The following is a 17,280-nucleotide window of genomic DNA, read 5'->3' as shown; positions in this document are numbered from 1 at the left end:
ACCTAACGTCAGATCCATCCCGCTTCGCGGACGCGCTTCTGAAATGAACGAGATACCGGGACTTGAACGCCATTTTTCAGCGTCAGCGTAATCTTGCCGGACTGGCTTTGTGCGCGCTCAATCGCGTTTTCAGCGACCCACCAAGATCGGTGCGTCTGCAACCCAGGCGCCTCCTGAAGCGCTTGAACCGCATGCCCGAGGCGCTCCAGCAACATGTGCTCGCCCGCACTCGTATAGACCCGGAGATAGTGATCTTCGGATGACAGGGCATATAATTCAGCGGTTCGAAATGGCACCGGAAGACGATCTGAAAAACTTCGCAAAGCCAGTTTGCCCGTATCCGATTCACCCACACGCTCCGCCTGTTTCTGGCCATGGCTCCTCAGATAGCCAATGCCTGTGACGGCAGCAGAGATAACCCAAACCATAAGGTAGAGCGTTGGCAGAAATCGCAGAGGTATCGCGCTACTGAACAGGGAATGCACGATCGCAATAACTGGCGTCACCATCAGTGCGGTCGACGGGGACACAATCAGCCAATGAATCCAGTCGGGCAGACCGGAAAGAAATCGGGCTGTACTCCAGGCGAAAAACTCTCCGATCAGAGCGCCATAGATAATCAGCCCAACCCAGTAGAGCCAACTTCCCCAAACCGGCATGGCCGATGTGGCGCCGTAAGGGCTGACGATCGAAAGAAACGTTCCGATTCCCGCGAGAACCGCGAGATCCAGACCGCGCTTTCGCCAGTTAATCACGCTTCGCAAACGGTAACCCCCTGATTTTGAACATGTCACTCACGCTTCGCGAACAACAATAGCGACGTTTCGCGAATGCCAGCACCCCTTTTATGCAAATCGGCGCGCCTTCGTTTCTACCTGGCCACAAAGTCATCTCGTCAGCAGCGCACCAGCCCGGTCGCTGCGCAAACTGAAAAGAGATGATCCAATGACACACGCCAAATCAGCACTCGCCGCACTGAGCATTGCAGGCCTTTTCCTCGCATCGACACCAGCGCTTGCAAATGCCAGCGCTCAGGCCAATACACATACACTCACGATCAAGGTTGATGGGATTGAGACCCCGACGGGTCGCATGATGATTGCGATTTTTCAGGGCGCAGAAAACTATCGCGTCAAAGATGCGCTGCAAGGTATCCGACCAACAGTCTCAGACAACACTCTGGAGTCTGAGTTTTCAGACCTACCGGAAGGCGATTACGCGATCACCCTGTTTCAGGACGTGAATGGAGACGGAAAGCTGAACCTCGGAAAATTTGGCATTCCGGTCGAACCCTATGGTTTTTCAAACGATGCGCTCCCGAAACTCGGACCACCTCAATGGGACGATATCCGCTTTTCTGTATCCGAAGATGCCCAAACGCAAACCATCAAGCTTCGCTAGTTCAGACCGGCTCCTCTCTGCGAGGAGCCCTCCTTCACCGGGACACGCCTCATGAATTTAGAACTTTTTTCCTATGCCAGCCCCGCCATCCAGATCCATGCGATTGGAGCAGTCGGGGCCTTATTTCTGGGACTCTCACTATTATTACTACCACGAGGACGAAGCGCGCATCGCATTCTGGGCATTACGACAGCGATCCTGCTCGCCATCACAGCCGTCTCCGCTATGTTCATCATGCATCTCAACCATGGCTGGCCGAGCTTCATCCACATCTTCGTGCCCATAACCTTTATGGGGCTGTTCGGTGTAGCGATGGGCATCGCCAAGCGAGACTGGAAGCGACACAAGCAAGCAGCCCGCGGGCTGATCTTCGGCGCCCTTCTGATCCCAGGCGCAATTGCCTTCATGCCTGGCAGATTGCTCCATGCTATGTTCTTTGGTGGAAACTGGGGTTGAGATTCATCCGAGTTTAAAGCAAAGCCAACAAACTTGTCGGCAAGCGCCAATCATGCTGGACTGGCTTTGCTTCAACTCAAAAAATCAATCGAAGATCATGCTGGCTTTTAGAAACGTCGCGACCCTCATTCTGGCCGCCGCTCTGTTACAGATTGCAGGCGGCCTGCTCGGCGTCATAGTGCCGCTCGCCCTTGGCGATCAGAATTTGTCCAATGGCGTGATCGGTATTATCGCCGCGATCTATTCTGCAGGCTTCATGATCGGCGCAGCCAACGCACCGAAAGTGATCCGTCGCATCGGCAATATCCGTTGTTTTGCCTTCGCCGCCGGGATTGCCGCCGCAACCACCCTCATCATGGCCATGTTCCGCGACCCCTATGTCTGGAGCATTATGCGATTTGCGCACGGCGTCAGCTTCGCACTGATGCTCGCGAGCGATGAAAGCTGGATGACAGAGGTCACACCGCCGGAAAAGCGCGGCGCTGTACTCGGCATTTATCACGTCGCCGCCAAAATGGCGCTCATTCTGGGCCCCTTCCTCGCGACCGGAAACCTGCCAGCCGATCTGGAGCCCTATATGTGGTGCGGTATCTTCATGTCGCTTGCGCTGATCCCAATCTGCGTGACACGCCGGGTGCAACCCGATCCGCCAGATGCCTCCCCGTTCCCGTTCAAGCGCATGGTGGAAGTTGCCCCGTCCGCCGTGATCGGCGTTTTCGTAGCCGGCGTGTCGAACACGGGCTTTCTCTCTCTGTTGCCAATATTTGCCGAAAAGGCCGAAAGCGGATCGATTGCCGGGACCGCTGCCCAATTGATGGCAGCCGCGTTTCTGGGCGGTGTGATCAGCCAGTTCCCGGCCGGTTATATTTCCGACCGCATCGACCGACGCATCGTCGTTGGCATTATGGGCGCGCTTTCCGGCGTGGCCGCCCTCTTTCTCGCCATTCTGGACGGCAGCCCGTCATCCCTACTGATACAGGGGCTTGTTGCCCTGTGGGGCGCTGGCGCGCTTTCCTTCTATGGGTTGTGCGTGGCACACGCGGCAGATCGCTGTGAGCCGGACAAGATTTCTCGCATGATGTCCGGCCTGTTATTCGTCTGGGCCGCAGGCTCTGTGATCGGCCCAATCCTGTTCGGCTTCATCATGAGTTCACCGCTGGAAACACGCGGCCTGTTCATTGCCGAGATCTTCATGGGCTTCTTCCTGCTGGTCGCCATGCTCTGGAGACGTCGCGCAAAAGCCGCAGTCGAGGATGACGAGCGCGAATCCTATGAGTTCGTCAACCCGACCTCCCTTGCGGGCGTCGAGATCGATCCACGCACAGACGGCACACACTAAACGCCTGTTTCCCGCGCGGATGGTGGCAAAAGCTTTGGCAGAAAAACCGCTTTACGTAGCGTTCTTGCCCCGGAGTCTGAAATTTGGCGGCAGAAAGAAAACAATTCCCCTAACGACGGAGTTGCCAGCCCTTACCCGATTGTTATAACCCAGTCCTGTCTTAGGGGGCTTACGCCGCCATCAACAATAGAGGCAGCATCCATGAACATTCACGAGCACCAGGCAAAAGCTGTGCTGAAATCCTTCGGCGCTCCGGTTGCAGACGGTTATGCCGTATTTTCCGTAGACGAAGCAGCAGAGGCTGCAGCAAAGCTTCCAGGCCCTCTCTGGGTCGTAAAGAGTCAGATTCACGCTGGTGGTCGCGGTAAGGGTAAATTCAAGGAAGCTGACGCAGGCGAAAAGGGCGGCGTTCGCCTCGCCTTCTCTCCTGAAGAAGTCTACGAAAACGTCAAAGCCATGCTCGGCAAAACGCTCGTCACGCACCAGACCGGTCCGGAAGGCAAGCAAGTCAACCGCATCTACATTGAAGACGGTGCCGACATCGCGACAGAGCTTTACTGCTCTCTGCTCGTCAACCGCGAAACAGGCCAGCCTGCATTCGTTGTGTCGACAGAAGGCGGCATGGACATTGAGGACGTGGCTGAATCGACGCCAGAGAAAATCCTCACCATCAATATCGACCCGACACAGGGCGTCACTGAAGCCGATTGCGAAGAGCTTTGCAAAGCTCTGAAGCTTGAAGGCACAGCGAAGGAAGATGGCTTCAAGCTCTTCCCGATCCTCTACAAGGCCTTCACCGAAAAAGACATGTCCATGCTCGAGATCAACCCGCTGATCGTCATGGAAGATCAGCACCTGCGCGTGCTCGACGCAAAAGTCTCTTTCGACGGCAACGCTCTGTTCCGTCACCCGGACATCATGGAACTGCGTGACACGACCGAAGAAGACGAGAAAGAAATCGAAGCGTCCGAATGGGACCTCGCTTACATCTCGCTCGATGGCAATATTGGTTGCATGGTGAACGGTGCTGGCCTCGCTATGGCCACGATGGACATCATCAAACTCTACGGCGCTGAGCCAGCCAACTTCTGTGACGTCGGCGGCGGTGCTTCCAAAGAGAAAGTTGCTGCAGCGTTCAAGATCATCATGAAAGACCCGAATGTTGAGGGCATCCTCGTCAACATTTTCGGTGGTATCATGAAGTGTGACGTCATCGCTGAAGGTGTCATCGCTGCAGTAAAAGAGACAAACCTCTCTGTGCCGCTCGTTGTTCGCCTCGAAGGTACGAACGTTGAGAAGGGCAAGGAAATCATCGCGAATTCCGGCCTCAACGTGATCCCGGCAGATGATCTCGACGACGCTGCGAAGAAAATCACAGACGCTGTGAAGAAATAAGGTCTGGTTTCATCCTGACTTTGAAAAGGCGAGCTTCGGCTCGCCTTTTTTGTTTTGGCGTTCGTGAAAGGCAAACACCACGGCCTGAAACATCAGACTGGCCCTATGGCCTGCGCTCTGGCATGGGTTCGAGACCACGTCTGGAACCTGCGATCACACGACGACCCTCAGGGACTGCAAGCATGCTGATCTACAAAATCCTCCGCGCCAACGAACAGGCCGAATTTGAAGCGAAAGGCGAAACGCTCGGCGCACCGATCGACTTGCAGGATGGTTATATCCACATCTCCACGGCTGATCAGGTGAAAGAAACTGCCGCTAAGCATTTTGCCGGAGAGGACAATCTCTTTCTTCTCGCCTTGGAGACCGACACGCTTGGCGATGATCTCAAATGGGAAGTTTCGCGCGGCGGCGCGAAATTCCCGCATCTCTATCGCGTGCTGAAAGCAGACGATGTGATCTGGACAAGGCCGCTCACGCTTGGCGCGAACAATGAGCATGCGTTTCCGGACGATCTGTGACGCGGCGGCGCGCTGATCAGAAAATGATTCAGGCAGACCGGTAAGTTCGGCAAAATTTCCTGTAAAATTGCGGTTGACGTCGAGCTTTTTCTTAGAACGGTCATGGGAGACTGCGGAAAAAGCAGAAAATCCGTGACCGCTCTTCTTTCATCCGTCGCATCCAGCGTGACGCCATATACTGGGCGGACGGCTCGGCATGGAAACGTGCCAGAGGGCACGCACGGAGCCTGGCAAACCAGCGCTGCCACCCCTATTGCGAAATCTGAAGACAGCCCCCTCCTGTCGGAGGCAAAGGAGGGCGACGACAGCTCAGCCGTGCAGAGCGATCCGGAAGTGGAGCGGCTATCGCGCGAGAAGAACAGAGCGCGTGAGGACTTTGAACGCCTGAAAGAAGAACTGAAGCTGGTCCGAAAAATGTGGGCGCATGATCCCGATAAACTCGCTGAACAGCTTTTGCGGCTAGGCGGTGAACTCGAAAAGATCATGAAAGCCTATCAAAAGGCCCAGCAGGCTTTGGCGAAAATTCTTGGCGCGCAAGGTGGTATAGGCGGCGCCATGCCAGCCCTGCCCAGTATCTCCACCGCAAATGCAAGGCCAGCCCCGACCGAAGACGCAGCGACAGATGACGCGTCGGGCCCGATGGCCGACACATCGCCATCGGAGATTTCTGAAACAGTGCCAACAGTGCCGGGCGACAGACCAGCGAATGCGGACATGATGCGCGGCATTCAGGCCTATCAGAAAGTCGAAACCATGCAGGTACGATTGGATGATACCCCGTTCGCTTGGGAGCTGCGCGGCGATATTGATTTTGCGCACGGACTTCGTGGCTTTGCGACAGAACTACGCGAATCCTTTGAGCTTGCGCGCAAGTCTACGCTCAACTCGCCAACGACGGACGAAAAGGCTCGCGAGGAACGCTTTGCCGATATCGCAGAGGCACTTGGGGACTTGGAAAGCCGCATGTTCAAATATGTCGGTGCCCTGCAACGCGCCATGCCGCCCGCCATCCGCATCAGCGTTCCCGTTCAGGCCGGCTGATGAAACCCAAAATCCGGCTTCATCCCACACATATCCTGTGTTACACGGGTTATGTGGAGGCAAGGTTTGGCCAAGAACATTACACTCGCCATTGATGAAGACCTGCTCGCCAAGGTGCGGGTGCTCGCGGCCATGAAGCGGACCAGCGTGAATGAAATGGTACGTGAGTTTCTGACCAGACTTGTCGAACAAGAACGTACACGCGACGAAGCGCGTGAAGCGCTGCTGCGGTTGATGGAAACCTCTGAAGGCCGTCTGGGTGACTGGCGACCATCTCTTGAGGTGCTGCCATGATCGATGTTGCCGAGGTGTTTCTGAACACGGACCTTCTTTTGTATGCTGCGATGGGGCGCGAGAACGCGACCAGAGAATATGACATCGCCCGCAACATCATTCTGGAGGAAAATTACGCCACATCGACTGATGTGCTGGGCGAGTTCTTCGAACTGGCCACAAGCGTCGGAACGACGCCGCTCTCGTCTTCTGCTGCCAATGACTGGGTAAAGGCGCTGACACTGAAACCGTGCCAGCAGGCCGATACAAGCATGCTGCGCGAGGCTGCACAGCTTTCGTCTGACGCACAGCTGCCAATCAGGATCGCCCGAAAACTCGTGAGCGCAGAGCGGCTCGGTTGCCACAAGCTCTATGCACAAAACTTTCCCGACGGCCTGACCCATAAAGGGGTTTCGGTCGTCAATCCATTCGTCTAAATCCAAGCTTCCAAACAGGGGAAACGCTAATGTCTATTCTGATCGACAAGAACACGAAGGTCCTGACGCAGGGCATGACGGGTAACACCGGTTCTTTCCACACCAACCAGGCGCTCGCATATTTCGGCACGCAAATGGTTGGCGGTATCCACCCGAAAAAAGGTGGCACCAACTGGACAGCTGACAATGGTCAGGAACTGCCAATCTTCTCGTCTGTCGCAGAAGGCAAAGACAAGACAGGTGCGACGGCTTCTGTGGTTTACGTTCCACCAGCAGGCGCAGCAGCCGCAATCGAAGAAGCAATTGACGCGGAAATCGAACTGATCGTTTGTATCACTGAAGGCGTACCGGTCATGGACATGGTCCGCGTGAAGGACAAACTGAAAAAGTCCAAATCCCGCCTGATCGGCCCAAACTGCCCAGGTCTTCTGACACCTGAAGAGTGCAAAATCGGCATCATGCCGGGTTCAATCTTCAAAAAAGGTTCTGTGGGCGTTGTTTCCCGCTCCGGTACGCTGACCTATGAAGCGGTTTACCAGACATCTGAAGTTGGCCTCGGCCAGACAACAGCTGTCGGCATCGGTGGTGACCCGGTCAACGGCACGAACTTCATCGACGTACTGGAACTCTTCCTGGCTGACGACGAAACAGAATCCATCATCATGATCGGTGAGATCGGTGGTTCGGCCGAAGAAGATGCAGCTCAGTTCCTGATCGACGAAGCGAAGAAAGGCCGCAAGAAACCAATGGTTGGCTTCATCGCAGGTCGTACAGCGCCTCCAGGCCGCACGATGGGCCACGCTGGCGCGATCGTTTCCGGCGGCAAAGGCGGCGCAGACGACAAGATCGCCGCTATGGAAGCAGCTGGCATCACGGTCTCTCCTTCTCCGGCACGCCTCGGTGTGACGCTGCAGGAAGTCCTGAAAGGCTAAACGCTTTTAGATTCTGATTTGAAAAGGGAGCCTCCGGGCTCCCTTTTTTTTCTGCATTCGGATCATTTGAACGGCAAAAAAGCTATGCAAATACGGGAAGCAGAACTGTGACCGTCAGCCGAACACCACAGAACCGGCCCTATAGAAAAATTCTATGGCGATATTAAAAGTTTTTTGCGTGAAATCGACGATTTAGGGCGCAACTACGTTGCGGAAAGCGCAAATTTTGTTTAGCGGAGGGCAATTTTTAAAAGCTAGCCTTTTTAGAAATTGCCTTAAGTGGAGAATGACGCACCTTTGACCAAGGTTGGGTTTCGCTTTTAAGCAAAATTTCCTAAATAGGTTAGCAACGAAAACCGTGTTCTGTAGTGAAAACAGACATGACCCTCAGGACGTAAATACTATGGCTGACGACGGCACACCTCCAAACGGCTCTAACGGCTCTCGATCTGAAGCCAATGCTGCCATGTTGGACACGCTGTTTCTTTACGGCGGCAATGCCACTTACATCGAACAACTTCAGGCGGACTATGACCGGGATCCGAACTCCGTCCCGGCCGGATGGCGCAGCTTTTTCGAAAGCTATGGCGACACAGGTGAGCCCGTCTCGAAGCAGGCTGGCGGCCCAAGCTGGACACCCGCTGGCTGGCCTCTGACAAGCCGCGATGAAAACACCGACGCGATTGACTATCAGTGGGGCGTGAACGAGCCACAGCTGGCACAGAAAATCGTCGAGCGCGCAGCACCAGGCACAAGCCAGGAAGACATCTCCCGCACACTGCAGGAATCCATCAAGGCGATCATGATGATCCGCGCCTACCGCATGCGTGGGCACCTGGCAGCCGATCTCGATCCGCTGCGTCTGAACGATTTTGGTGATCAGCCGGAACTCGATCCGCAAAGCTATGGCTTCACGCCGGATATGTGGGATCGCCCGATCTTCATCGACTACTATCTCGGCATGGAATACGCGTCCGTCCGTCAGATGCTGGATGTGCTGAGACGGACTTACTGTTCGACGGTCGGCATTGAGTTCATGCACATTTCCGACCCGGAAGAGAAATCCTGGCTGCAGGAACGCATTGAAGGGCCGGACAAAGGCGTTGCTTTCACCAAGGAAGGCAAGATCGCCATCCTTAAGAAGCTGATCGAAGCCGAAGCCTTCGAGATGTTTCTTCACAAACGCTATCCGGGCACAAAACGCTTTGGTCTGGACGGTGGCGAAGCTGCTGTCCCTGCAATGGAGCAGATCATCAAGCGTGGCGGCGCGCTTGGCGTAAAAGAAATCGTTCTCGGCATGCCACACCGTGGTCGCCTGAACGTTCTGGCTGCTGTTATGGGCAAACCATACAAAGTCATCTTCCACGAATTCCAGGGCGGCTCTTCGCAGGGCGCTGACGAGTTTGGTTCCGGCGACGTGAAATATCACCTGGGTGCGTCTTCTGACCGCGCCTTCGACGATAACAATGTTCACCTGTCTCTGACAGCCAACCCATCTCACCTCGAAGCGGTGAACCCGGTTGTGCTTGGCAAATGCCGCGCCAAACAGGCTTTCGTCAAACGCGAGTCCAAAAAAGGACGCCGCGCAGAAGTCATGCCTCTGCTACTTCACGGCGATGCGGCGTTTGCGGGTCAGGGCGTTGTTGCAGAGTGCTTTGCACTGTCCGGTCTGATGGGCTATCGCACAGGCGGCACCATCCACTACATCGTCAACAATCAGATCGGCTTCACGACGAGCCCGAAATATTCGCGCTCTTCACCTTACCCGTCTGATGTTGCGAAGATGGTGGAAGCACCGATTTTCCACGTCAATGGTGATGACCCTGAAGCTGTGGTCTATGCTGCGAAGGTTGCGACGGAGTTCCGCCAGCAATTCGGCAAGGACGTCGTGATCGACATGTTCTGCTATCGCCGCTTTGGTCACAACGAAGGCGACGAACCGATGTTCACGCAGCCTTTGATGTACAAGAAGATCAAAGGCCACCCGACCGTTCGCAAGCTGTATTCTGATCGCCTGATCAAGGAAGGCATCGTTTCCCGTGACGAAGTCGAAGAATGGCTGAGCGAGTTTGATACCTTCCTCGACAAGGAATTTGAGGCAGGCAAAACATATCACGCAGATCGCGCTGACTGGCTGGATGGCAAATGGTCCGGTCTCGGCCTGCCGGAAGGTGACGAGCGTCGCGGCAATACCGCCGTCGAAATGGACGTTCTGAACGACATTGGCACATCCATCACGACCGTCCCTGACGGCCTGACGCCGCACAAAACACTGGCCCGCGTCCTCGACGCCCGCAAAAATGCGATTGAAAGCGGTACCGGGCTCGACTGGGCAACAGCGGAATCCCTGGCCTTCGGCTCTCTGCTGAACGAAGGTTTCCCGGTTCGCCTGTCCGGTCAGGACTCAGGTCGTGGTACGTTCTCTCAGCGCCACTCGCACATCGTCGATCAGAAAACGGAAAAGCGCTACACACCGCTCAACAACATCCGTGATGGACAGGCGAAATACGAAGTCATCGACTCGCTTCTCTCTGAGGAAGCCGTGCTTGGCTACGAGTATGGCTACTCGCTCGCCGATCCGAACACGCTGACACTGTGGGAAGCCCAATTTGGTGACTTCGCGAATGGCGCTCAGGTCCTTTTCGACCAGTTCATCTCATCAGGTGAACGAAAATGGCTGCGTATGTCCGGCCTCGTCTGCCTTCTGCCACACGGTTATGAGGGACAAGGCCCGGAACACTCTTCCGCCCGTCTGGAACGATTCCTCCAGATGGCCGCTGAAGACAATATGCAAGTCTGCAACCTGACGACTCCGGCACAATATTTCCATGCGCTTCGTCGTCAGATTCACCGTGACTTCCGTAAGCCGCTGATCATCATGACGCCAAAATCGCTTCTGCGTCACAAGCTTGCGACGTCTTCACTGGCCGATCTCGGACCGGATTCCAGCTTCCACCGCGTTCTGTGGGACGATGCGGAAACACCGGGTCGCGAAGGCGAAGTGAAACTCGTCAAAGACGATAAGATCCGCCGCGTCGTCATGTGCTCGGGCAAAGTCTATTACGATCTGTTCGAAGAGCGCGAAAAACGCGGTGTCGACGACATCTACCTGTTGCGCGTCGAACAATTTTACCCGGTCCCACGCAAGTCTCTGATGCAGGAGCTGAAGCGCTTCCCGCAGGCAGAGATGGTATGGTGCCAGGAAGAGCCGCGTAATATGGGCGCCTGGACCTTTATTCGTGACGAAATTGAATGGTGTCTGGAACAGGTTGAAGCCAAACACACGCGCCCACTTTATGCAGGTCGCCGTGCATCCGCTTCAACAGCGACGGGCCTCATGTCAAAGCATGTCGCTGAACGCGACGCCTTCATCGACGCTGCCCTTGGCGACAGCGGAAACTGTACAACTTTTGAGACGGCCTGAGCGCCGCAATCGGAGAGAGCAACACCCATGACCGATATCACAGTCCCAACGCTCGGCGAATCCGTCACCGAAGCGACTGTAGGACAATGGCTCAAATCTGCTGGCGATAGCGTCGAGAAAGATGAAGTGATTGTTGAGCTGGAAACCGACAAGGTTTCGGTTGAGGTTCCAGCACCGGAAGCTGGTGTCCTTTCTGAGATCATCGCAGAAGAAGGCGCGACCGTTGAAATAGGCGCCCTTCTGGCGAAACTTTCAGAAGGCGGTGCAGAAGGTTCAGCTCCGGCTGCGAAAGAAGAAGCGCCAAAATCCGACGACGCACCAGCTGCTTCTGACGCGTCTGGCGAAACTGTGGAGGTCACCGTCCCTGCGATGGGTGAGAGTGTTGCGGAAGGCACGCTTTCAAGCTGGATGAAACAACCGGGCGACGCGGTCTCAAAAGACGAAACGCTGGTCGAAATCGAAACCGACAAGGTCGCCGTCGAAGTCCCATCTCCAATTGATGGCGTTCTGACCGAAATCGTCGTTTCAGAAGGCGAAACAGTTGAGATCGGTACGCTGATCGCACGGATTTCTGCCGGAGATGGCGCCGCTGCGACCCCAACCCCGACACCAGCGCCTGCGGCATCTGCACCCGCGCCGACCAGCAGCAGCTCTGCACCATCTGGTGATGCGCCTGTTTCACCAGCTGTTCGTCGCATTGCGTCTGAAAACAACATTGATCCATCCAAGATCCCTGGAACCGGCAAAGACGGCCGCGCCACCAAGGGTGACGCACTTGCTTATCTGGAGAAAAAGCCGATGGAAAAAACGGCATCTGCACCAGCACCGTCTGCAACACCACGTGCAACCGGTCCTCGCGAAGAACGCGTAAAAATGACCCGTCTGCGTCAGACGATTGCCCGCCGCCTGAAAGAAGCTCAGGACACGGCAGCAATGCTGACGACCTTCAACGACGTCGACATGACCAACATCATGTCCATGCGCAAGGAATACAAAGACAATTTCGAGAAGCGCCACGGCGTGAAACTCGGCTTCATGTCTTTCTTTGTGAAAGCCGTCGTGAATGCGCTTCAGGAAGTTCCGGCTGTGAACGCTGAAATCGATGGCACGGACATCATTTACAAGAATTTCTATGATATCGGCGTCGCGGTCGGCACCGAGAAAGGCCTCGTTGTACCGGTTGTCCGCGACTGTGATGCGCTGTCTCTGGCAGGTATTGAGGGTGCGATTTCCGATCTCGGCAAGAAAGCACGCGACGGTCAACTGTCCATGCAGGATCTGCAAGGCGGCACCTTTACCATTTCAAACGGTGGTGTTTACGGCTCGATGATGTCGACACCTATCCTCAATCCACCACAATCCGGCGTTCTCGGCATGCACCGCATCGAACAGCGTCCTGTGGCCATCAATGGCGAAGTTGTCATCCGTCCGATGATGTATCTGGCGCTCTCTTACGACCACCGGATTGTCGACGGCAAGGAAGCCGTGACCTTCCTGGTACGTGTGAAAGAAGCGCTGGAAAATCCAGAGCGGATGCTGCTCGGCGTCTAGATCGTCACTCACAAGACACAACGGAAAAGCCCCGCCGATCTGGCGGGGCTTTTTTATAGTCTGAAGTGGTTCTTAAGGTGTCACGATCGCAAAAACTGGATCGGGCTGATCCAGAACACCAGCCAACTGACGCAGTGCCTGAGGATTGCCAGTCAGACTGGCCGCGCCGCTGGCGATGGCCTGCTGCAAACCACCCTCACCGCGCATGGCGTTCAGGAAGTCGGCTCGATTAGCGGTCAGCTGCACATCATATGTCTCATCCCCGAGCAATTTGTCCTGCTGGATAAGCACCCCGTTTCGAAGGGTCAGCGTAAAGCTTTCATCTCTGTCCGGGAAGACAAATCCGAGCCGTAAGGATAGGTCCCCGGCGCGTTCCGGATTTACCTGCGTTGAAAGGACATCGAAAATCGCTTCAGTCGGGATGCCGGCCAGAGTTTCAGCCGAGCGCATCGCGTTCGACTCCGGTAGGGCCCGAACCCCATTTCGCAACTCATAAGCGCCCGTCAGATAGAAATTGCGCCACAGCGCGTTCTCTTCTTGCCAACCCATTTGCTCATACGTGTCGGCCAACAGCGCTTTCGCAGGTGCATTCGTATCATCTGCAAAAACGAGCTTATTAAGGAGCTCGCTCACCCATTGATAATCTCCAGCATTGTACGATGTCTGCGCCATTGCCAGCACGGCTTCTGCGCCACCCATGGCCGTAACATATTTCTGCCCCGCTTTCTCTGGCGGCAATGGCGCAAGATGAACCGGATTGCCGTCAAACCAGCCGAGATAGAATTGATAAACCGCACGCGTATTGAAGCGGTAATCTCCATAATAGGGACGGTTATACCATTTCTTCGCCAGGGCTTCCGGAAGCTTAAACGCGTCTGCGATCTCCTGAAGTGTCTGCCCCTGGTTCATCATGCGAACCGTCTGGTCATGCAGATAGGCGTAGGCGTCGCGCTGAAAGCCCAGATATTCGGTAATCTCTTCTGAACCAAAGACTGGCCAGCCATGACTGACCACCAGAACGTCAGCATAATCGAACATATCGATCGCTTCGGTCAGACTTTTTGACCAGGTTTTCGCATCGCGTACCTTGGCACCACGCGGCGTCAGAATGTTGTGGTGGGTCGGGTTCGCATTCTCTGCGATATTGACCACACCGAGATCCGGAAAGCCGATATTGAACTCAGCGGGCGCTTCGGTTCCTGAGGTCATCTGAAAGACCATTCTGACGCCATCGACCGTGAGCGCCTCACCCGTCTCTGAAACCAACGTGTTTGGCGGGACCATGCCGAAGCTGCCAACCGCCAGGCCAACGCCTAAGCCGGTACCGATTTTCTCACGCGCATTCAGCGCCAGCGGGTCGCCCACATGATACATGGCGCGGCGGCGCATGGCCGGACCTGCTATAATGTTCTCGCTAATCGCCTCTTCAACGAAACCAGCTGGCGCAATGATGGGAATATCCGCCTTCGCATACGGCATCATGGCTTTTGAGCCGCCATAGTGGTCCCCGTGCGAGTGAGTATAGACAATGGCCGAAATCGGCGCGTCACCAACTTCCTTGCGAAGAAGCTCAAACGCGGCAGTTGCCGTCTCGCCCGACGTCAGAGGATCAATGACGATCCATCCGGTCTCTCCTCGAACGAACGTGACATTCGCGAGATCAAATCCACGGACCTGATAAACATCTTTGGCAGACTGGAACAGGCCAGAGACCGCCATCAATCTGGCATTTCGCCATAGGCTCGGATTTGTTGTGTCAGGGGCATCACCTGAAAGGAACTCCGTCGCCGAGAGATCCCAGATAACCCGTCCATCCTCATCCGTGATTTTCGGGTCTTCACGCGTGGCGATAAAGCCGCGCATCGCCCAGTCGAAGTCCTGCTGATCGGTTTCAAACGGCAGGCTCTCAAGCACAGCTGCATTTGCCGCGCTGGTCTCAGCGCTCGGCTCTTCGGCCTGAGCGGGTTGCAGGCCAAGCACAATTGCAATTGCGCTCGAAGACAATAAAGATTTCCATACAAGCATGCGTTCTATCTCCCTGAAAGTTCGACCACGTGCGATTCGCGGCGCTCTTTTGGATCGATTTAATGCATACGCATTATAATATCAATGATGACCACTATCTGTAGTCTTCTAATCAGATAAACGTCACCTCTTATAATTCGAGTGTATTAAATGATCAGTGTCGAGCAGCGGGATAGTCGGGAAGCCATCGTCATAGCCGCCGAGAAGCTTTTTGCAGAATTTGGCCTGCACGGCATTGCGCTACGCCAGATCAGCGAAGCGGCCGGACACAAGAACACCTCCGCCATTCAGTATCATTTCGGGTCTCGTGACGCACTTGTAGAGGCGGTGTTCATTCATCGCATGGCAAAGATCAATCCCGATCGCCAGGCGCGCCTTGATACGCTTAAAAAGAATGGTCGCCTGAATGACATGCGTAGCCTGATCAGTGCGCTTGTCTGGCCGATGGCCGAAGAGTTGCGCCCCCGTCCGGAGGGCAATCACTATGTACAGTTTCTCAGCCGCGCCTATCAGGAGAAACATCTGACCATTGAGCTAGCGCCGACCGAACTCATGACGGCATGGACAGAGCTGTTGGGCCATATCGAGGCTCTCATACGCTATCTGCCGACAGATATTGTCCAGACGCGGATTGCCTCTGTTGCTGACCAGTGTGTGTTTGGTCTTGCAGCATTCGAAGCGATGAATCTCGGTGAAACATCGGCGTTCGAGTATAAGGTGGAAACGCTGATCGACATGATCACGGCGGGCGCGACAGCCCCAGTTTCTAACGCCGCAATGACCGCTCTGGAAAAGCTCTAGTCCATCCACATGCGCTTAAGATTGCCCATGGTTTTGGCAAGCGTCAGCATTTCAGGACTGTTCGCATCATAGGATTTCGCGAGTTCGGTTTTAAGATTTTCGAGATCAAACAGAATATCGCGCTGGTCTGCAGACCGGAACGCGCTCTGTATCCATCCAACACAGACAATCCGCTCTCCTGACATGACCGGTTCCACACCATGCAAAGTGGTAGATGGATAAATCACCATGTCGCCGGCTTTGCATTTCGCTCTGTGCGTTCTGCCGGAATGTTCAATCGCGAGAGCGCCGCCCTCATAGCTCTCAGGATCATTGAGAAACAGCGTGAATGAGAGATCCGTTCGAACCTGCTCAGCACCACGCCCCATCACGGTATTGTCGACATGCAGACCGTATCCACCCCCATTCCGTGTTCGGCTGATAAGCGGCGCAGAGATACGTGCGGGACGGGCATATGCCTGAACAATAGGGTTGAGGAAAATGATCTTTTTCAGAGCATCGCGAAGTGACTTGCCGGACTTCGTGTTCAAATCGGCTTGATCGTTTTCTTTGACCGCTCTGGCCGTTGGTCCAGCTGTCTCCTTACCGGACCTCCAGTTGATGAGAGCAAGCGCCTTGCGTGTATCAGCCAATTGTTTTTCGGTTAATGCGTTTCCAACGGTCAAAAACATGAGGATCAATTCTTGTGAATGAGTTGCATTCGTGTTTCTTAGACGAAATCTGGATGAACACAACATGCACGCCTTGCGACAGCTTGTCGTTCGAAAAAAGGAAGAGACAACCTTGAAAACCGAAACAAAACGCTGGACCCATCTTGGATTAGGCGCCGCACTTGCCGGCTCGACTCTTCTTGCAGCTTGCGGACAGGGCTCCACACCTGCACCGTCAGAAACCGCCACACCAGCGCCCGAGCTCGAAACAGAAGCGCCGGAAGCTGCTGAAACGTCAACGCCAGACATGGACGATTCCGCTGCCATGGACGTGGCCCCACAGGAATCGGGCGAAGGTGAAGGCGGCGTGGCCATTGAGCAGGCAGGCACAGATCCAATCGTCTTTACGTCTGCGCTTGCCATCACCGAAGCGCACATTGTGGCGGCGCGCGATGCCTTCCTCGCTGGCGAGACGCAGGCCGCTGCTGAAATGTTCGCGCACCCGGTTTCGGAAGTTCTTTTCGACGTTGGCCCTTATCTGCAGGAGCGCGGCGTCGAGAACTTCGATGATCTTCTGACAAACGCATCCATCGCGGTCTTCGACGGCGCTGATGGAGACGAGATCACCGAACGCACTGCCGAAATCATCGAGACGCTTCGCGCTGCTGAAGAAAAAGCGCCAGACAACGGCATGAGCGACGCACGCGTCGCTGCCGGTGTCGTCGCAGACCAGATCGACCGCGCCGCATACATGTACACGCTGATCGCAGAAACCGACGAGTATGAGCCATATCTTGACGGCTACGGCTTCTATAAGGCTGCGCAGGCACACTATGAGAAATCCAAAGATATGATCGCCGCGGATTATCCCGATACCGCCGGCGCAATCGAGTCGGCTCTCGGCCTTCTTGGAGACGCCTATCCAAGCGTCCTGCGCCCGGAAGAACTGCCAGCTAATCCGGCTGCACTCACAGCGGCAGGTTCAAACATCCAGCTGACGCTTTCCGAGTAGGTCCCCTCGCATTTCAGGAAAA

General features: G+C 55.2%; 16 protein-coding genes. 13 read left to right on the top strand and 3 right to left on the bottom strand.

From position 1 onward, the window contains the following. Nucleotides 1–8: 8 nt before the first annotated feature. Nucleotides 9–755, bottom strand: coding sequence for a LytTR family DNA-binding domain-containing protein (locus tag ACFQDM_RS14180; protein WP_377380445.1), 747 nt, complete (start codon nt 753–755; stop codon nt 9–11). A gap of 190 nt (nt 756–945) precedes the next feature. On the opposite strand from ACFQDM_RS14180, the gene ACFQDM_RS14175 reads away from it, so the two are divergent. The 11 genes from ACFQDM_RS14175 (at nt 946) to odhB (ending at nt 12,770) form a co-directional block, all read left to right on the top strand. Then, nucleotides 946–1,401 carry a DUF2141 domain-containing protein gene (locus ACFQDM_RS14175; RefSeq protein ID WP_377380104.1) on the top strand — a complete coding sequence of 152 codons (456 nt, stop codon included), beginning with the start codon at nt 946–948 and terminating at the stop codon, nt 1,399–1,401. A 51-nt stretch (nt 1,402–1,452) separates the two neighbouring features. Continuing rightward, nucleotides 1,453–1,857, top strand: coding sequence for a hypothetical protein (locus ACFQDM_RS14170; protein ID WP_377380102.1), 405 nt, complete (start codon nt 1,453–1,455; stop codon nt 1,855–1,857). Then, nucleotides 1,826–3,196: an MFS transporter gene (locus tag ACFQDM_RS14165; RefSeq protein WP_377380100.1), complete on the top strand. Its 1,371-nt coding sequence runs from the start codon at nt 1,826–1,828 to the stop codon at nt 3,194–3,196. The genes ACFQDM_RS14170 and ACFQDM_RS14165 overlap by 32 nt, the downstream gene beginning before the upstream one ends. A gap of 201 nt (nt 3,197–3,397) precedes the next feature. After that, nucleotides 3,398–4,591 (top strand): ADP-forming succinate--CoA ligase subunit beta, encoded by a 1,194-nt coding sequence (sucC, locus tag ACFQDM_RS14160; RefSeq protein WP_377380098.1) that lies wholly within the window; start codon nt 3,398–3,400, stop codon nt 4,589–4,591. 182 nt (nt 4,592–4,773) lie between these two features. After that, complete coding sequence (locus ACFQDM_RS14155; RefSeq protein WP_377380096.1) at nt 4,774–5,112, top strand: DUF952 domain-containing protein; 339 nt, start codon at nt 4,774–4,776, stop codon at nt 5,110–5,112. A gap of 132 nt (nt 5,113–5,244) precedes the next feature. After that, nucleotides 5,245–6,153: a hypothetical protein gene (locus ACFQDM_RS14150; RefSeq protein ID WP_377380094.1), complete on the top strand. Its 909-nt coding sequence runs from the start codon at nt 5,245–5,247 to the stop codon at nt 6,151–6,153. A 66-nt stretch (nt 6,154–6,219) separates the two neighbouring features. After that, nucleotides 6,220–6,447, top strand: a complete 228-nt coding sequence (locus tag ACFQDM_RS14145; protein WP_377380092.1) for a ribbon-helix-helix protein, CopG family — start codon at nt 6,220–6,222, stop codon at nt 6,445–6,447. After that, a complete protein-coding gene (locus tag ACFQDM_RS14140; RefSeq protein ID WP_377380090.1) occupies nt 6,444–6,863 on the top strand; it encodes a PIN domain-containing protein in 420 nt (139 codons plus the stop codon). Before ACFQDM_RS14145 ends, ACFQDM_RS14140 begins: the two co-directional genes overlap by 4 nt. A 29-nt stretch (nt 6,864–6,892) precedes the next feature. Beyond that, nucleotides 6,893–7,795: a succinate--CoA ligase subunit alpha gene (sucD, locus tag ACFQDM_RS14135; RefSeq protein ID WP_377380088.1), complete on the top strand. Its 903-nt coding sequence runs from the start codon at nt 6,893–6,895 to the stop codon at nt 7,793–7,795. A 403-nt stretch (nt 7,796–8,198) separates the two neighbouring features. After that, entirely contained in the window at nt 8,199–11,219 is a 3,021-nt protein-coding gene (locus ACFQDM_RS14130) for a 2-oxoglutarate dehydrogenase E1 component (RefSeq protein WP_377380086.1), read from the top strand. A 27-nt stretch (nt 11,220–11,246) separates the two neighbouring features. Then, the gene (gene odhB / locus ACFQDM_RS14125; protein WP_377380084.1) at nt 11,247–12,770 is read left to right on the top strand and encodes a 2-oxoglutarate dehydrogenase complex dihydrolipoyllysine-residue succinyltransferase; all 1,524 of its coding nucleotides are present in this window, start codon (nt 11,247–11,249) and stop codon (nt 12,768–12,770) included. 72 nt (nt 12,771–12,842) lie between these two features. On the opposite strand, the gene ACFQDM_RS14120 is transcribed toward odhB, so the two are convergent. Beyond that, entirely contained in the window at nt 12,843–14,795 is a 1,953-nt protein-coding gene (locus ACFQDM_RS14120; RefSeq protein WP_377380082.1) for an alkyl/aryl-sulfatase, read from the bottom strand. 150 nt (nt 14,796–14,945) lie between these two features. Between ACFQDM_RS14120 and ACFQDM_RS14115 the strand changes: the two genes are divergently transcribed. Further along, the gene (locus ACFQDM_RS14115; RefSeq protein WP_377380080.1) at nt 14,946–15,596 is read left to right on the top strand and encodes a TetR/AcrR family transcriptional regulator; all 651 of its coding nucleotides are present in this window, start codon (nt 14,946–14,948) and stop codon (nt 15,594–15,596) included. Here ACFQDM_RS14115 and ACFQDM_RS14110 read toward each other — a convergent pair. Further along, on the bottom strand, nt 15,593–16,267 hold the full coding sequence (locus ACFQDM_RS14110) for a Fe2+-dependent dioxygenase (protein WP_377380078.1): 675 nt from the start codon (nt 16,265–16,267) through the stop codon (nt 15,593–15,595). The two genes, ACFQDM_RS14115 and ACFQDM_RS14110, sit on opposite strands and share 4 nt — an antisense overlap. 112 nt (nt 16,268–16,379) lie before the next feature. On the opposite strand from ACFQDM_RS14110, the gene ACFQDM_RS14105 reads away from it, so the two are divergent. Then, entirely contained in the window at nt 16,380–17,258 is an 879-nt protein-coding gene (locus ACFQDM_RS14105) for a hypothetical protein (RefSeq protein WP_377380076.1), read from the top strand. Nucleotides 17,259–17,280 lie beyond the last annotated feature (22 nt).

It is taken from the genome of Ponticaulis profundi, from assembly GCF_042659465.1.
GTDB lineage: Bacteria > Pseudomonadota > Alphaproteobacteria > Caulobacterales > Hyphomonadaceae > Ponticaulis > Ponticaulis profundi.
This window is presented reverse-complemented; position numbering and strand designations above follow the sequence as displayed.